The organism is Cardinium endosymbiont cBtQ1 of Bemisia tabaci, from assembly GCF_000689375.1.
In the GTDB taxonomy this organism is placed as follows: Bacteria; Bacteroidota; Bacteroidia; order Cytophagales; family Amoebophilaceae; genus Cardinium.
This window is the reverse complement of the sequence record NZ_CBQZ010000001.1, coordinates 513709-531256: the sequence shown is the minus strand read 5'-3', so window position 1 is coordinate 531256 and position 17548 is coordinate 513709. Positions and strand designations below refer to the sequence as shown.

The 17548-nt window shown below is 36.9% G+C and carries 17 protein-coding genes; 10 read left to right on the top strand and 7 right to left on the bottom strand.

Annotated features, from left to right (window positions below):
• Positions 1-6 precede the first annotated feature (6 nt).
• The 3 genes from proS (at position 7) to tsaD (ending at position 3961) form a co-directional block, all read left to right on the top strand.
• On the top strand, positions 7-1479 hold the full coding sequence (gene proS, locus CHV_RS02430; protein ID WP_034576899.1) for a proline--tRNA ligase: 1473 nt from the start codon (positions 7-9) through the stop codon (positions 1477-1479).
• Positions 1480-1487: 8 nt separating this feature from the next.
• A complete protein-coding gene (locus CHV_RS02425) occupies positions 1488-2717 on the top strand; it encodes an ABC transporter permease (RefSeq protein WP_034576898.1) in 1230 nt (409 codons plus the stop codon).
• A gap of 242 nt (positions 2718-2959) precedes the next feature.
• A complete protein-coding gene (gene tsaD, locus CHV_RS02420) occupies positions 2960-3961 on the top strand; it encodes a tRNA (adenosine(37)-N6)-threonylcarbamoyltransferase complex transferase subunit TsaD (RefSeq protein ID WP_034576897.1) in 1002 nt (333 codons plus the stop codon).
• 175 nt (positions 3962-4136) lie between these two features.
• On the opposite strand, the gene rplI is transcribed toward tsaD, so the two are convergent.
• Genes rplI through rpsF form a run of 3 tightly spaced genes read right to left on the bottom strand, consistent with a single transcriptional unit; the run spans position 4137 to position 5194 of the window.
• Positions 4137-4580, bottom strand: a complete 444-nt coding sequence (gene rplI / locus CHV_RS02415; RefSeq protein WP_034576895.1) for a 50S ribosomal protein L9 — start codon at positions 4578-4580, stop codon at positions 4137-4139.
• Between the two features lie 7 nt (positions 4581-4587).
• Positions 4588-4839, bottom strand: a complete 252-nt coding sequence (gene rpsR, locus CHV_RS02410) for a 30S ribosomal protein S18 (RefSeq protein ID WP_014934802.1) — start codon at positions 4837-4839, stop codon at positions 4588-4590.
• A gap of 4 nt (positions 4840-4843) precedes the next feature.
• Positions 4844-5194 carry a 30S ribosomal protein S6 gene (rpsF, locus tag CHV_RS02405; protein WP_034576893.1) on the bottom strand — a complete coding sequence of 117 codons (351 nt, stop codon included), beginning with the start codon at positions 5192-5194 and terminating at the stop codon, positions 4844-4846.
• Positions 5195-5361: 167 nt separating this feature from the next.
• Between rpsF and CHV_RS02400 the strand changes: the two genes are divergently transcribed.
• Positions 5362-6024 carry a uracil-DNA glycosylase gene (locus tag CHV_RS02400; RefSeq protein WP_034576891.1) on the top strand — a complete coding sequence of 221 codons (663 nt, stop codon included), beginning with the start codon at positions 5362-5364 and terminating at the stop codon, positions 6022-6024.
• A 25-nt stretch (positions 6025-6049) separates the two neighbouring features.
• On the opposite strand, the gene dnaA is transcribed toward CHV_RS02400, so the two are convergent.
• Both dnaA and CHV_RS02390 read right to left on the bottom strand, forming a co-directional pair.
• Positions 6050-7441 (bottom strand): chromosomal replication initiator protein DnaA, encoded by a 1392-nt coding sequence (gene dnaA, locus CHV_RS02395; RefSeq protein WP_034576890.1) that lies wholly within the window; start codon positions 7439-7441, stop codon positions 6050-6052.
• Between the two features lie 370 nt (positions 7442-7811).
• Positions 7812-8558: a Bax inhibitor-1/YccA family protein gene (locus CHV_RS02390; RefSeq protein WP_034576888.1), complete on the bottom strand. Its 747-nt coding sequence runs from the start codon at positions 8556-8558 to the stop codon at positions 7812-7814.
• Between the two features lie 282 nt (positions 8559-8840).
• Here CHV_RS02390 and CHV_RS02385 point away from each other — a divergent pair, with 282 nt between their 5' ends.
• Together CHV_RS02385 and CHV_RS04760 are read left to right on the top strand one after the other, a co-directional pair.
• A complete protein-coding gene (locus tag CHV_RS02385) occupies positions 8841-10223 on the top strand; it encodes an RP439 family protein (protein WP_223245668.1) in 1383 nt (460 codons plus the stop codon).
• Complete coding sequence (locus tag CHV_RS04760; protein WP_051602164.1) at positions 10220-10561, top strand: DUF167 domain-containing protein; 342 nt, start codon at positions 10220-10222, stop codon at positions 10559-10561. The genes CHV_RS02385 and CHV_RS04760 overlap by 4 nt, the downstream gene beginning before the upstream one ends.
• A 61-nt stretch (positions 10562-10622) precedes the next feature.
• On the opposite strand, the gene CHV_RS02375 is transcribed toward CHV_RS04760, so the two are convergent.
• Entirely contained in the window at positions 10623-11372 is a 750-nt protein-coding gene (locus CHV_RS02375) for a cell division protein FtsQ/DivIB (RefSeq protein ID WP_034576885.1), read from the bottom strand.
• Between the two features lie 42 nt (positions 11373-11414).
• Complete coding sequence (locus CHV_RS02370) at positions 11415-12818, bottom strand: sodium:proton antiporter (RefSeq protein WP_034576884.1); 1404 nt, start codon at positions 12816-12818, stop codon at positions 11415-11417.
• A 152-nt stretch (positions 12819-12970) separates the two neighbouring features.
• Between CHV_RS02370 and CHV_RS02365 the strand changes: the two genes are divergently transcribed.
• From CHV_RS02365 to CHV_RS04755, 4 genes are all read left to right on the top strand, one after another.
• Positions 12971-13444 (top strand): YcxB family protein, encoded by a 474-nt coding sequence (locus CHV_RS02365; RefSeq protein ID WP_034576881.1) that lies wholly within the window; start codon positions 12971-12973, stop codon positions 13442-13444.
• A gap of 127 nt (positions 13445-13571) precedes the next feature.
• On the top strand, positions 13572-15353 hold the full coding sequence (locus CHV_RS02355; protein WP_051602163.1) for a SurA N-terminal domain-containing protein: 1782 nt from the start codon (positions 13572-13574) through the stop codon (positions 15351-15353).
• 186 nt (positions 15354-15539) lie between these two features.
• On the top strand, positions 15540-16538 hold the full coding sequence (locus CHV_RS02350; RefSeq protein WP_034576877.1) for a DHH family phosphoesterase: 999 nt from the start codon (positions 15540-15542) through the stop codon (positions 16536-16538).
• A gap of 16 nt (positions 16539-16554) precedes the next feature.
• Positions 16555-17505 carry an FKBP-type peptidyl-prolyl cis-trans isomerase gene (locus tag CHV_RS04755; protein ID WP_051602162.1) on the top strand — a complete coding sequence of 317 codons (951 nt, stop codon included), beginning with the start codon at positions 16555-16557 and terminating at the stop codon, positions 17503-17505.
• The last annotated feature ends 43 nt before the right edge of the window (positions 17506-17548 follow it).

Genomic DNA, 17548 nt, shown 5'->3' with positions numbered 1-17548 from the left:
TTGCCTATGACCCCTTTACCGACGAGAGCATCCAATTTTTCCGCTTGGTATAATGCATTAGTCGTCCGTGCAGGACTGGCAGAAAATGCTTCTGTACGAGGCTGTATGATTATTAAACCCTACGGTTATGCCATTTGGGAAAGATTACAAAGTGTTTTTGATGGCGCTTTTAAAGCAACTGGCCATGTCAATGGCTACTTTCCTTTACTTATTCCAAAGTCTTATTTCAGCAAAGAAGCAGGACATATAGAAGGCTTTGCCAAAGAATGTGCCGTTGTAACCCATTATCGTTTAAAGGTGGCTGAAGACGGTTGTAGTGTAGAGGTTGATCCTGCTGCTAAGTTAGAAGAAGAACTTATTGTCCGTCCTACCTCAGAAACAATTATATGGAGTACCTATAAAAATTGGATTCAATCCTATAGAGATCTTCCTATTTTACTCAATCAGTGGTCTAATGTAGTCCGTTGGGAAATGCGCACCAGACTCTTTTTACGTACTACAGAATTTTTATGGCAAGAAGGCCATACCGCTCATGCTACGCAAGAAGAAGCCCAAGCAGAAGCTTTGCAAATGTTGCATTTGTATGAACGCATTATTAGAGATTATATGGCCATACCTTTAATAAAGGGTGTTAAAACCGTACATGAGCGTTTTGCTGGTGCAGAAACCACCTATACCATTGAGGCTCTCCTTCAGGATGGCAAAGCCTTACAAGCTGGTACCGCTCATTACCTAGGCCAACGATTTGCCAAAGCTTTTGACGTAACTTTTACCAATCAAGCGGGTCTACGAGACTACGTGTGGGGTACTTCTTGGGGTATAACAACCCGTTTGATGGGCGCACTGATTATGATCCATTCGGATGACGATGGCTTGATATTGCCACCTAAAATTGCGCCCATACAGGTCGTAATGATACCTATTTACAAAACAAAAGTCCAACGTGCTGCAATAGTGGCCCAATTGGCTGGTTTGCAAGCTACATTGGTTGCCCAAGGTATTCGGGTAAAGTTAGATGATAGTGACCTCCGCAAGCCAGGTTATAAATTTGCTGCATATGAACAAAAAGGTGTCCCTATTCGTCTAGCAGTAGGGCCTAATGATTTGGAAAATAAAACAGTTGAATTGTCCCGTAGGGATACAAAAGAGAAAATAACCATTCCTATCGACCATTGTTTCCAACAAGTTACCGATTGGTTGGAAACGATCCAGACCCATATCTACCAACGGGCGCTTAGGATACACCAACAACGTACCGTATTAGTGGATGATTATGCAACCTTTAAAAAGCTTATCGCTTCCAAGGGAGGCTTTTTGTTGGCACATTGGGATGGAACAACTGAAACAGAAGAAAAAATTAAAGCTGAAACAAAAGCAACCATTCGGTGTATACCATTGGATGGGCAAGAAGAGCTGGGTTCTTGTATCTATTCCGGAAAACCCTCTATAAGACGGGTGGTTTTTGCCCAGGCTTATTAAGCTTCTTCATGTTGTCTTTTCAGACTATTTCCTGGATTGTCTTTGTGGCAAACCGAGTCAGAAAATGCAGCAGTGGTGTTTTTTCTGCTACCATATCTAAAATCGCTACCTTAAGCATTGCCATAGGTACAGCAGCTATATTAATCGCTTCAATGGTACTTCTTGGATTCCAAAAAGAAATTACAAAAAAAATAACCACTTTTGGAGGAGATTTTGAAATTACCAAATATAGTGGCTTGGCAGCCCCTGCCACATCTGTTCAAGTTTCGCAAGTCAGCCGATTGATGGCTGATTTACCAAGTCCCATTGAAAAAGTAACCCCATTTATCCAAATGCTTATGCTCATCCATACAAAGGTAGGCGTAGAGGGCATATGGTGTAAAGGAATAGATCCTATGGTGGCCCATACTGCATTGGAGGAGTATTTAATCGTAGGTAGACTACCCCATCTAACCAAAGCTACCTATCAAAATGAATTATGTATTAGCCATCATCTTGCGCAAAGACTATCTATCACGCTAGGGGATAGTGTAGTGGTCCATACGGTGCATCCTACAGTACGCTACCGAAAATTAAAAATTGTAGGTATCTATTGTACGTATTTAAGTGATATAGATGAAAATTTAGCTTTTTGTGATATGCGTCTTATGCAACGTTTACATAACTGGTCTGCAGAAACAGTAAATGGATATACCATTTTTTTAAAAGACCATGTAACCCCGACCAAACCATTACGCAATACCATTTTGCGCCTTATAGATGATGATTTACGTCTTATATCCACGCAACGTAAGTACATTAATTTTTATGATTGGCTGGCTATTATTCAAAAGAATACAACTATTTTTATGCTCTTTATACTATTGGTAGCAGGATGTACCATGGTAGCTACTCTTATCGTCCAACTTATGGAGCGTAGTTATATGGTAGCCATATTGAAAGTTTTGGGGGCTTATGAAGTATATGCCATCTTGCTGTATAATAGTCTGCGTACCCTATGTATGGGCATGTTGTATGGGAATATTTTAGGTTTAGGTTTGTCTTTTTTGCAAGCGCACTATAGATGTATTACACTTGAACCAGCCCTTTACTATATGCGTTACGTACCCATTTATACCCATTGGAAAGCCATTTTATTTCCTAATCTATTGATATTTGTGACGCTTTCTGTTGCGTTATATTTTTCGATTAAATGGTTAACGCAAAAAAAGATTGTAGAAGCACTACAGGAAGGGTAAAGTCATTTACTTACTTTTTGCTAGATCAAAGGTGCAACCCCTTCTATTATTAGACATATGTTTAACTAGTTTTACTTAAAAAGTAGTTATCATCTTTGGTATTACGCCCAATTTTTTGCTATATTTTTGAGCAATAGGGGGTATACGGGCAAATCATTTGGGCTAAAAAGGTTTCTACGTTTGATTATTTTGCTAAGCCAATGGCAGTATAATATCCAAAATTTCAGCTAAAAGAACAGGCTATGCAAAAACAATTAACCATTTTAGGCATTGAATCATCTTGCGATGAAACAGCTGCTTCTGTAAGCCATAATGGAAAAATAGTCAGTAATGTGGTCATGAGTCAATTGATCCATCAAAAATATGGTGGTGTTGTTCCAGAACTTGCTGCGCGTGCACATGAAATCAATATTATTCCTGTTGTAACCGCTGCACTTGAACAAGCCAACCTTCACAAATCTGTATTACATGCTATTGGATTTACACAAGGTCCAGGGTTACTAGGCCCCCTTTTGGTTGGAAGTTGTTTTGCCAAATCATTGGCTTTTTCTCTTGGCATTCCTTTAATAGGTGTCCACCATATTCAAGCCCATGTATTGGCTAATTTTATCGATGATCCTAAGCCTACTTTCCCTTTTCTCTGTTTGGCTGTTAGTGGAGGGCATACGCAGATTATATTGGTAAAAGATTATTGTGCTATGGAGGTCTTAGGCAGAACCCAAGATGATGCGGTAGGAGAAGCCTTTGATAAAATAGCCCATTTAATGGGATTACCTTACCCAGGTGGCGCTTTAATAGACCACTATAGCCAAGAAGGTGACCCGAATGCTTTTGCCTTTCCATCTACCCATATGCCCAATTTTGATTTTTCATTTAGTGGTATAAAAACAGCTTTTGCATTTTTTATTCGAAGCAAAACCCCTGAATTTGTATTAGCCAATCGGGCTAATATCTGTGCCAGTATTCAAGCGGTGTTGGTGCGTATGTTATTGGCTAAATTGACTCAAGTTGCTCAAAAAACCGGTATTGCCACCATTGCATTGGCAGGAGGTGTGGCTGCCAATAGCCATTTGCGTCAGCAGCTCAAGCAGTTGGCTATACAACATCATTGGACCGTTTTTATACCCGCTATGGCCTATTGTACAGATAATGCAGCTATGGTAGCCATTACAGCCTGCTATAAGTATCAGGTAAAAGACTTTGCCAGTTTAAAGGCACAATCTTTACCAAGATATCCAATATAATATTATTAGAAAGAAAAATATTACAGCTATAATATTTTTAAGTATAAATGGGGAAGGGGCTTCTATAGCTTTTATCAAAAAAAACAAAAAACAAAAAAATGATACTGTAAAAGAGTTTTTAGCAACAATTGCCCTTTCACACGCTATTAAGAAGCCCCCAGGAGCAGGATAGTCCCTAAGCAGGAACTACATCAAAAGTTAATGTATAAGAAACCGTTTCGTGCAAGGTTAAAACGGCTTGATAATTTCCTATTTGTTTAATAGGGTCTTCAATGGTTATCTTAGTATGATCTACGCCAATATCTTTTGCTTTAAGTGCCTTAGCAATTTGCAAAGGGGTAATAGAGCCAAATATTTTACCACCTTCACCTACCTTTGCAGCTATTACCACCTTAGCCGATCTGAGCAGTGGTAAAAGTGCCTCCGCATCAGCTTTTAGCTTTAGCTTTTTCTGTGCTACTTGTTTTGCATTTTCAAATGCAATTTTTTTATTTGTAACATTTGCCACAACAGCAAGCCCTTCAGGGATAAGATAGTTTCTAGCATAACCAGCTTTAACCGAAACAATATCCCCTTTGTTTCCTAATGTTTTATATGCAGTTTTTAATATTACTTCCATTTTTGGTTTACTTTAAATTGTCCGCTACATAAGGAAGCAAAGCAAGTTGCCTGGCACGCTTTACTGCACGTGCTACTTTTTTTTGATATTTTAAACTATTTCCACTAATGCGTCTAGGTAATATTTTCCCTTGTTCATTGAGAAACTTCATTAAAAACTCAACGCATTTATAATCTACATACTTAATACCATACCGCTTGAAACGACAAAATTTCTTAGTAATTGTTTTTTTTTGTATTGATTCGTTTACTAAAGTCATAGGGCTATAGTTCTTTTTTAGATTCTTTTTTTCCATTTGATCTTCTTTCCATGTTATGCGCTAATGCATGCTTGTCTAAAGCAAATGTTAAAAAACGCAATATTGCCTCATCTCGTGCATAAGTAACTTCTAACTCCTTAATTAAACTGGGTTCGCTTACAAATTCTATCAAATGATATACCCCATTTTTTTTATGCTTGATCTGGTAAGCCAATGGTTTTAAACCTATCTCTTCTTCATGTGCTATTGTTGCATTACGCTCCACTAAAAAAGATCTATATCTAGCTATAGATGCCTTTATTTCATCGCTAGAAAGTACTGGTGATAGTATAAATACTGTTTCGTAATGTCTCATGTTATATTAAATAATTCCCAACCCTGAAATAGTGGACAACACAAACAAATCTCTAAAAATAAATTGATAAAATCAAGTTTATTTTTGGAATAAATTGTATTTTGTAGTCTATGCTATGCATGTTAAAGTTTTTACAAACTTATCTTTTTCACTTAAGACTTGCAAGTATGAATATACGAATAGAATCATCCTGGAAAAATGAACTTTCTACAGAGTTTGAAAAACCCTATTTTAAGAAATTAACCGATTACGTCAGGGAGGCTTACCAAAATGGTATTATCTATCCAGCAGCTAAAAACCTATTTAGGGCTTTTGAGCTCTCCCCTTTTACCCATACCAAAGTCGTCCTTTTAGGACAAGATCCTTATCATGGTCCAGGGCAAGCAGATGGGTTGTCTTTTTCCGTTCCTTCAACCATGTCTTTTCCTCCTTCATTACAGAATATTTTTGCAGAACTGCAAGCAGATATGGACACGCCAAAGCGAACATCTGGCTCGTTGGATGATTGGGCCAAGCAAGGCGTATTGTTATTGAATGCAATTTTAACCGTGGAAGCACATAAGGCAGGCTCTCACCAGAAAAAAGGGTGGGAGCTTTTTACCGATGCAGTGATAAAAGCTATTGCGGATCGCAAGCAACATGTAGTCTTCATACTATGGGGAAGCTATGCCCAACAAAAGGGACACTTTATTGATGGGGAGCAACACCTAGTACTAAAATCGGCACACCCTTCTCCATTATCTGCCCATAGAGGATTTTTTCAAAATAGACATTTTAGTAAGACAAATGGTTATCTACTGGCCACAGGCCAAACGCCTATTGTCTGGTAATACACTGGCCTTAATAGATACTTTTTTATTTTAATGTTGCTTTGATCTTATTTTCAAGTGATGCATAGAACTTGGCATATTGCGGATCTTTATCCAATAGGTCATCTATAACCCCTATAGCATGTATCACCGTTGTATGATCCCTTCCACCAAAGTAAGCGCCTATAGTTTTTAAAGAGTGCGTCGTATATTTTTTGATCAGATGCATGGCAGTTTGTCGAGCGATTACAAGTTCTTTTTTACGGGATTTACCCTTGAGTGCATCCAAAGATATGGTATAGTGGGTTACTATTTGTTGTTGTATCGCTTCAATAGTCGTTTCGCAAGTGGGCTGTTGTGCTACAATGTCTTTTAAAACCTGTTGTGCCAAGGCTAAGTTGATATCCCGTTTGGTCAATGAAGCATGTGCAATAAGCGAAATAAGTACTCCTTCTAATTCTCGTACATTGGTATCCACATGCTTGGCAATGTAATCGATTAAATCTGAGGAAAAGGTAATGCCATCAGCTGCCATCTTACTATGTATAATGGCCACGCGGGTTTCAAAATCAGGACACTGTAAATCTGCGGTTAAACCCCATTTGAATCGGGAAAGCAGCCGTTCTTGTAATCCTTTTAAATCACGCGGTGGGCAGTCACTTGTAATAATAATTTGTTTTTTTAGTTGATGTAGATGATTAAAAATATGAAAAAAGATTTCTTGTGTTTTTTCTTTACCAGCTAAAAACTGTATATCATCTAAAATAAGTAAATCTACTGTTAGATATTGCCCTGTAAAAGCTTGAACGTAGTTGTTACGCAGCGCTTCTATAAACTGCGTGGTAAATTTTTCCGAGGAAACATAGGCTACTTTTTTGTCTGGAAAAAATGTTTTAACCTCATTTCCAATTGCTTGAGAAATATGCGTTTTCCCTAATCCTATACCTCCGTAAAGTGTCAGTGGATTAAAAGCCGTTTCTCCTGGTTGCTTTGCGACTGCTTGTGCAGCAGATTTAGCTAGCTGGTTGCAACTTCCTTCTATAAGGTTATTAAAAATATAATTGGGATTTAATCGAAAAATTTCATTTTCTGAAATAGTAGGTAGTTGTGGAATGGCTCCTTTTGGTGTGGGCCCTGGATAGGTAGGCAAGTGGACCATCAACGACTTCTGTTTTTTATTACCCTTGTCTATCACAACTGCATAGGCTAGTTTACCATGGGGGCCTATTTCTTGCCGTACTGCTTGCTTGAGTAATGGTAAATGGTGTTCTTCTAACCATTCATAAAAAAATTGACTAGGGACTTGAATGGTCAAGATACCATCTTTGAAATCTTTGGCTATAATAGGAGTAAACCAAGTTTTATAGGCTTGTGCACTGATTTGACCTTGAATATATAGAAGGCATTTATCCCAAATAATCTTGCTATCGATATGCATGAATGACTTCAGCTATTTAAAAAACCTGTTGCTATATTATAGTCCTATTGCTTTGAAAACCATAAATAGGTACCAGCTTTGTAGTGCACCTTGTAGTTGAAGAATATTTTGGCTTATAGTTAATCGAGCTGGTCTTTAAAATCAAGTCTACCAGTTAGATATGTGATTAATTTACATTGTTTTTACTTCAAAAAAGCAGCGATTGGCTTATAAAAATGGCCGTAGAAGGACTCTTGAGTAGACAACCATTATGCATATCCAATATGCCATACCAATGTTATAGAAAAACTTAGCTTATAAGCCTGAATGTTAGCATTTGAGGGGGTACACTGAGATAATGTACCTTACCCCGATTGCCCCTTCAGATATGTTAATTTTTTCTTTTTTGTTGCCCTAAAAAGCGCAACAAACATAAAAAAAGATTTATAAAATCAATATAGAGTTGGAATGCACCCATCACTGCAACTTTTTCTGCTAAGGCTGTATCTTGTACCTCATAGTATAGTGTTCTTAATTTTTGGGTGTGGTATGCTACAAAACCAGTAAAAACCACTACACCTATAAAACTGCTTACAAAGTCAACTGCATCACTATGGAAAAAGAAATTTACTATTCCACTTATAATAAGGCCCCAAAGCGCCATCATACAAAAAGAGCCCAAAGCAGTTAAATCACGTTTCGTCGTATAGCCATAGATACTCATTGCACTAAAGGTGAAAGCCGTTACTAAAAAGACCTTATGTAGAGAATCGATCGTATAAATAAATGCTAGCGTAGACAATGAGATCCCAATAAGTGCGGCATAGCATCCTAAAAGAAATCTAGAATGAGCAAATGTTGTTTTGGTAAAGTTGGACGATAGATATATTGAAATGCACAATGGCGCAAATAGCACCACATAACCCCAAAAAGTACGATTTATGGTTATGGTATTGCCCCACTGATCAAATTCAAAAAATAAGCGCATAAAAGATGGAAAAGTATACGTTGCAGCTGCTGCAATGGCAGTAATCAACAGCCCAAAAGCCATATGCCCATATACTTTAACCATATAGCGCTGTAATCCATTATCTATGGCACGCCTGCTGGTTGTATAATCGTTGATATAATTATTCATTTTGCTTAAAATTTTAATAGTTAGACACTAAACCACTACTGTAAATTTAGAAAATAATAGCATATGATCCAATGCTGCTTTTTATGGTCCACTATACTTTTATTTTTAATATATATTTTGTATTATTAGTTTCTAATGTTTTTAAATTAAATTTATTAATAATATTATTAATAATAAGCTTACCCAAATTATGTTTGGTTACGTTTAAGCCAGATCTAAAAAGCTGCATAAGCCAGTATTTAATTTGATAGACAATATCGTTAGAAAATGATGAAATATATTATGGTTAATCAGAAAAAACAGCCATTCATAAGGCAATTTATCTATGTTATATTGATCCCTTTCAAGGCTTTAGTAAAATGCAATAGATCCTGCTGTCTATTGCTATTGGTCTTTGCTATTGCTTGTAATACATTGGATAAATATAGTATGAATGATGCGCATACAGATCGAAGAGTAGTATTAGAGGATATTAATACATTGCCGGTTGCACATATGGTTTCACAGGTCAGATCTAAGCAATTATCTATAAGAGATATTCAGAATAAATTATTAGCCCTTATTAAAAAGAAACTTGAAGAAAAAACGAAAGATCATAATGGAGAAACGGTAGTACAATTAATCATTAATGGCTTAAAAGACCATTGTCATACCAGTCAAGCAATAAATAATTATCTAAAGACTGTTCATGTAGAACAAATTGGATTTCCCGTAAAGTCTAACAAAACTTATCTGCAGCTCTCAATGGCTCTAGACTGGGTGCAAAGCCAAAAAGAAGTCTTTATAGCTAACTTACAACAAGACAAATTATATCATAACCTGTCTAATTTTGTCCCTGTTGATGGTTTGCCTATTTTACAATCACCCAGCGATAGTGTATTTTGGGGTAATGAAAATCCTTCGGTCACCACTGCAATGCTTATAAGCATTGCAGCTACTTTAGGTATAAAGCCAGATCCAATAAATATTCCTGCAGCGGCTACAGTGTATCATTTTTTTGATCGTGGTTTTCAATTCCCACATAATTTAGTACCTGATTCTTATCCTTTTGCTTCTCAACGAACTATGATCCTTATAGGTGATTACCAATATGGTGGTCAGCGCAGGTGGTATGCGTCAGATTCTTCTAGTTATTCTAGCCCTGATTTGGAAGATCAGTTATTATTGGGTCCAGAAGATTGCTCTAGTGCTGTAGGGAAAGCAACATATTGTACTACTGGTCAAGTTAACGATTTGAATACTAACCAAATAATTAAATCCTATGATGATAAAAATAATGTATACCATTATGGTCCAGTTACCCATTTGATAAAAGGAAACATCAGTGATCAACAATTAAGGTTAATCCAGCCAGGCGATATATATGTAGTAAAAGGTCATACAGCTATTATTGGCACTAAACCTGATCATGAGGGAAATGTTGTTACGTTGCAGTTTAATAGGGCTATAGATACGAACCAAGGAAAGTTGTCAGGAGGTGGTTTGTTTCCTTATAATTTATGTGAACCAAAAGCACAAGATACTTATTTCTTACGTAAAGCATTGCCTTGGAAAGAAAGCGTCAGCTTATCAGCCTTTCTTACGAAAACCCAGGAAAAATATGAAAAAATATTTCCAAATGGCCCTACAGATAAATTGGGTGATTGTAGAATATTTTATAAATGATGTCTAATACAGAAACCCAAATGGCCTTATCAAATCCATCTTTATATTTTTTATATATTTATGCAAGGCCTAAAAGTCATCAGGATAAAATTGAAGGTTGGGTAGGTGAAGGCGAAAAATATATATTATACCTTCGGATTATGGCTCCTCCTCAAGGGGGTAAAGCCAATAAAGCCATTATTGCACTATTGGCCCAAATGTTTGGTATCGCTAAAAGCCATATTACCTTAGTACGTGGCGCTACTGGACGCCGTAAGATTTTTAAGATTGCACCATGGTCTGCGCTATTGGCTGGTAAGCTACCACCATTACCTCCTTCATGCGGTAAGTTGTTTTAATCGCATGCGTTCTTATTGGGGCTTGTAGCCACCTTATCAAAAAGGCGGAAAAAGCTTTAAATTATTGACAAATTAGTTGATGTTTAAATTCTAAATTTACACGATGGTATGCGTTCCACCCTTTATAAGGTATAACCTGGCTATAGAAAAGCCGTAGTTTTTGAAACTTCTCCTCTATGGTTTCTGCTTTCCCAAATTCTATTTGATGTCCACCTATTTGGCTGCCCAGTATGATTTTACCATTATCTTTTACCTGTAAGCTTGTTATCTGTCTTCGCCAAAAAGGATCCCTATGCATGTAGTGTAATAGTTCCAGTAATCCCTTATGGGCCAGCTTTCTTTTTTTTGTAATTATGTTTTTACCAGCTATAACAAGCAATCGAAGACACGGTAGACCTTTTGGTGCAATCAAGGCACCTTTTTCGTCTATATAGGCGTCTCTATCATTTGATTCCATTAGGCCAATGGTACGCGCAATAAAGTATTTGGTTTCTAAGGAAACTGTTAAAACGCCATTCCAAGTTTTATAGACCAATACATTTTTTATAAGCGGATGTCTCTTCAATTGATCTTGTATGGCGTAAGTGTCGATCTTTTTTAGGCGTGTCTTTTGTAAGGCGATAGGATGTGTTGTTTGTAAAAGATCAAGGACCTCTTGAACCGTTATAAGAGATTGGCCTGGATAAGCCTTAATGGATACTGCTATATCCTTGCATACCAAATTAGTATGCTTTTCTTGCACAAATAATAGGGATAAGCATAGGCTAATCATTAGAAACAAAGCAAATACCCTGTTTACTATTTGATTCATTTAGATAATATACAGCGATGCGTTTAGATTAATCCCTACCCTTTATGGTGCCAAGAAAATTAGCCAAACTATAAAAAGTACAGGCAGCAAAATAGGCATAGAAAATCGAAAGATATAGTGGCCAAAAGCAGGCATAGAGATACCTGCTTGTTCAGCAATAGACTTAACCATAAAATTGGGACCGTTTCCAATATAGGTCATGGCACCAAAAAAAACGGAAGCCAAGGAAATGGCTTTAAGTCCAATCACTGAATCGGGGTAGATGCCACCTGCCGCATATGCTTGTACATTAGCTATAAGTTCAATATTAGCACCTTGTGCGGCCATGCTAGCCGCTACAAAGTTTAAGTAAGTAGGTGCGTTATCCAATACAGAAGAAAAAAGCCCTGTTCCCCAATATAAAGTATTGGGTGTAATCAACGATTTGCCCATTTCAGATGCAGCAAATTTCCCAATTAATTCAAGTGCTGGAATCATAGTACCAAAAATACCTATAAAAATTAAACATACTTCATTTAAAGGGGTGAAACTAAATCCATTCGATTGCAATATTTGTCTATTTGTAGTATGGTATGCAAGTGCCGCTATGGTCAACATGATCAATTCACGTACAAATGAAATAGAATGGCCATGGTAGTCAATAGTAGGCAACCAAGCAAAAATAGTTGGATCTAAAAAAACCGCGCCAATAGCCATGGTCAACCAAATTAGATTTTTACTGCCTGTAATAGATAAAGTCCCAGGATATACCCTACAATCCAGTGCCACTTTATTGTTTCTATCAAAAAAGTAAAAGATAGACAATAGCATCAAAATAGCTGCTAACCAAGGCAAACTATGATGTATTACAGTCCATTTGAAAGGCACCCCTTTTAAAAAACCTAGAAATAAAGGAGGATCTCCAATAGGCGTTAATGCGCCCCCTATATTGCTAACTATAAAGATAAAAAAGATAATATGATAGGCCTTAATGCGTGTTTTATTTAATCCTAGATAAGGACGTATAAAAAGCATAGACGCGCCTGTTGTACCGATTAAATTGGCCAACAAAGCGCCCATAAAGAGTAGACCTATATTTGCCAGTGGGGTAGCACGTGCGTTTACTTGAATGGCAATACCGCCAGTTGCAACATATAAAGCAGTAATCAGTGCCATAAATTGTACATATTCCGCTGCTGCTTCTATAGGCTTAATTTTGTTTTCTAACACTATACAGTAGTAAGCCATAACGAACGTAGCCAACAATATCGCTGCTTTTGGGTAATGTTTATGCCAAAAATTGGCAAAAAAAACCGGTCCTGTAGCAATCATCAATAATAAAACGACAAAAGGTATCGCCAACCAAAATGGAGGCGTTGTTGGGTTACCCCCTGCACCACTACTCTGGTGGATCGCTAAAGTAGTGATGGAAATGTTATGATCTGATAATGATAATGTAGCAAACATATATTTTTGGTTTTATGGTCACTCTATTGTAGCAAGTAAGCTCAGGCAATATACTTAAGTTATAGCTAAAATCATTATATTCACCACATATTTTAAATCGTTTGGCTACATAGGTTATGCAACCTATTGGGTAGTAGTTTTATTTAAAAATTATGATTATCAAGACAAAAAAATATAAAATACCTAGTAACCTTTATATAAAATTAGGGATACAAAATATTTTACGCATGCAGTGGTGGATTTTTCCCTTGCTTGTTCTTTTTATGAGTAGTACCTTTTTTATAAAGACGATCTGGTTTGTGTTGGTTGGACTGCTATTTTTTATTGGATATTTAATTTTTTGGCTGATTCAATTTTATGGACTTACCCATCTAGATGGCAATCGTGCTATGTTTGAACGTATAGCTTATGAAATCAATAGCCAACATCTTATGATGCAGATCAATTCAAAACAAGCAATGTCTATAGCATGGATGGATATTACAAAGGCTTATAAAAAAAAAGGATATTTTCTATTGGTATTATCTAAGGTTCAGTTTTTTTATCTTCCATTTAAAATTTTTCATGGAGATAATGAGATTAAATTTTTGACCACTGTATTGCAACGCAAAGGGCTATTAAGGTAACTTACCCATGAATAACGAAACGTTCTATTCATGCTCTATTTTGATCCTATTTTATTAGGCAGTAAATTTGCATGATCCTTAGCTATATTTTGTGCAGAAAAGAATTTAAATTAAACCGCTTGTATAGATGGCAATTCTTAAAAAGATTAGAAAGACGGGCAATCGTTTTGTCGTTATAGTTGTCCTCTTTTTGTTGGTTCTATTTTTGGGTAGTGAGCTCGCCCGTATTGTGCCCCATTTTTTCAGTGGTAAAGATCAAATTGGTAGGCTATTGGGTAAAAAAATCAGCTATATGGATTACCGTAAGGTTTATGAAGAAATTTGTCATAATGTGGTCAGTCCAGGTAAGCAGCCAACTCAAGAAGCGCAAATGCGTTTAAAGAATGATGCATGGCATCAATTGGTTCAAGATATACTCTATACAAAGGAAATAAACCAAGTTGGGATTATGGTAGGTGATTGTGAACTAGTTGATTTGGTACAGGGAGACCATATTCATCCATCGCTTATAGCATATTTTAAAGATCCTCAAACTGCTGCATTCGATAAACAAAAATTATTGACCTTTCTTAACAGGTTATCTAAATCTAAAAGTGGACAAGAATGGTGGTCTGCCCATGAAAAAAAAATCATGCTGGAAAGAGCCAAACATAAGTTACACCAGCTTATGGTACACAGTTGTTTTGTTACTGAATTAGAAGAAGCGCAAGCTGCACAGCGTGCTGGCCTATTTTGTGATGTAGATTATTTGCACATTCCTTTTACTTTGGTCCAAGATGATTTGATTCCAATTACCAATCAGCAATTACGGGACTATATGGCTGCCCATAAAAACGATTATACTGCTTCATCAGAAAGCAGAACCATTCAGTATATTACTTTTCCTATTCAGCCAAGTGAAAAAGATAATTCTGATTTTCAGAATGAAATAAGTTCACTTATAATGCAATTTTCTACTACAACAGATCCTTATAGCTTTGCTAAACAGCAAACAGATGGCCATCTTACAGATACTAGTTTGAGCTGTACAGCTGATGGATTGCCGGATGCCTTTACCACCATAAGGCATACCCTAAAAGAGGGTATGGTAGTAGGACCTGTTGTCAATAATGCTTTCCATACCCTGTATAAGTTGGTAAAAGAAGAGCAAGGCCATTATGAAATAGCCGTTATTGAGAAAAAGCCAATAATCAGTGACCATACCCGTAATACCCATTTTAAGCAGGTAGCCCATCTTGCCGATCAAGTCAAAAGTTTGGCTGATTTGGAAACATTAGCTGCTAATGGCCACTTAACCGTTCAGAAAGAGAGGGTAGTGCCATCAGATTACACAATTGGTATCCATGCAGCTGCTCGAAAAGTAGTTTGTTGGTTGTACAATAAGGGAGCTGTAGGGAAGGTTTCTCCCCTTTTTGATTTGGGAGATGCTTATCTATTGGGCGTGATGGTAGACCAGGTTAAAGTAGGGGATTTGCTTCCTTTAGACTCGGTCCACCACAAAGTCTATCAAAAAGTGTTGCATCAAGAAAAATCCAAGTTAATTTTGAATAAACTAAAACAAGTGGATGGGCTTACCTTACAAGATATAGCAGAAGCATATGGTGAGGGTATAGCCGTACAATCGGTAGATCGATTGCGGTTATTAGACGATAATCCCCCTCATCTTAAGCAGAACCAAGCTTTTGTAGGAAAATGCTTTGGCTTAGGGTTAAATGTAATCAGTGATCCGATTGTAGATGAGACAGGGATCTTTATTGCCTCTGTAAAGCAGAGAGATAAGGAGGCAGTTACCCAAGAAAAGCATAATCAAAAAATGCACCAGATAGAGCAGTGGATGCAGCCTTATTACTTTCTTAAGACTATGGAAGAATTGGTACAAGTTAAGGATGAAAGATATAAAGTGGAGTAAGCCAATTATTATACATTATTGAACCATCTCTATCCTTTCTAACGTAGCGAGGTTAATCTTTTATCTATCGCTTTGATATAATAAAGAAAGCAGTGTGTAGTGCTCTATCTATTATGGTTTCAATAATTATTTTTACTATCAAATTGATTTTTCTATATCACTAATTTTTATTAGATTGCTTGTTATATGTACGATACATCTATTTTAAAGGAACAGTTGGCTAGTCCTAAGCAAGTTACCGTACTGATGCATGCTAGGCCTGATGCAGATGCACTAGGTACCTCCTTAGCTTTGGCTTTATTTTTAAGAGAACAAGGCCATGCTGTTCGTGTAATTGCCCCAACGGAATACCCTACTTTTTTATCTTGGCTTCCCGGTGTAGATACCGTAATAGTAGCAGCCCATTGTACGCAGGATGCCTTGTTGGCCCAAATGCAAGATATAGATCTACTATTTTGTGTAGATTTTTCTGCCATTAGTCGCTTGGATGAATGGGCCTATCTATTGAAGCAACCTGATGCATTTAAGATTATTATTGACCACCATATAGAACCAGAAAATTTTGCAGATCTTTTATTATGGGATTCCCAAGCAGCGGCCAGTTCAGAGGTACTGTTTCAAATTTTTGAAGCATTGGAACAGAAAGAAAAGATAACCCCTGCTATTGCCACTTGCTTATATGCTGGTCTGGTTACTGATACCAACTCCTTTAAAAATCCAAATACTAGGGCTGTTACCCATCGTATTGCAGCGGATTTGATAGAATATGGTGTAGATCCCTTTAACGTTCAACGGCTTATTTATGACAATAAATCTCTGAATAGGTTGCATTTTTTTAGTTTTGCAGTTAGTCAACGGTTGGTTGTGCTGCCGTCGTTACATGTAGCTTATTTTGTTATTCAAAAAGAGGATTATAAAAGGTACGAATTAAAGAGTGGTGATACGGAAGGATTAGTCGATTATGCGCTTTCCCTAAAAGACATATCTTTAGCTGCTGTTTTAAAAGAAAAGGATGACACGGTATATCTTTCTCTCCGTTCTGTTGGTGATTTGCCAGCCAACTTAATTGCTAAAAAATATTTTAATGGTGGAGGACATAAAAATGCTGCAGGAGGGGTTTCTCATTTGAGTTTAGTTGAAACGGTAGATCGGTTTGAAAAAATATTGCAAGAGTTTTGCCTTTAATTATTGATACAATCGTATGAAACGCAGAATAGTATGTACCGCATTGGTACTATCTTTGGGATTAGTCTGTTACAATCATCAATACCATTGCTATGGCTATCCTTTTGTAACCACGCCATCTGGTCTTTCTTATAAAACCATAGGCAAGAAAAGTAGTGGAAAAAAAATACAAGATGGCCAGTGGATTCAAGGCTTTATTACTATGAAAGTCATCCATAGAAAAGAAGCAAACGGGGGAAATCCTAAGGAAAGCATATGGATCAATCAACATGAATATATATGTCCATTTGACAATAATTTTCAGTTAAAAAATAAGAGAATAGCTGAGATGATAGGTATGATGCAAGAAAAGCAGCGAGTGATTTTTAAATGCACCCCCCAATACTATTTCGAAGAAGAAGATCCAGCCCGATTGGCACAACTTTTAAAGCATCATAACTTAAGCCAAGAGGATACATTGTTAATTGATATTAAATTAAATAAAATTATGACCGATCAAGAGTATAGTCAAATGGTAGCGCAATCTCGTAGTGCGCAATTAGCCAAAGACAAGCAGCTTATTACAGATTATTTAACTACCCATCATATTCAAGCTTCTTCGACCGATTCCGGTCTCTTTTATATAATTGACCAACCTTCTCAAGGTATTTCTGTAGCAAAGGGTCAGACCATTAAAGTCCATTATACGGGTAGGCTATTGGATGGTACTATTTTTGATACCAGCGTAGAAGAGGTTGCTAAGGCCAATAACCTTTATACTCCAAAAAGGGATTATAAACCCTTCGAATTTCAAGTAGGTGAAGGTCGTGTTATTCAAGGATGGGAAGAAGGTTTGTTATTGCTCAAAAAGCATGAAAAAGCACGTTTATTTATACCATCTATTTTAGCCTATGGCGCTAACAGTGTAGGGGTTATTCCTAAAAATTCAATTCTACTATTTGAAGTAGAGGTCGTCGATCTTTGCTAGTTCTTTTTATTTGCCTCTGTAGGCAATCTATCCAGTGGCTCTA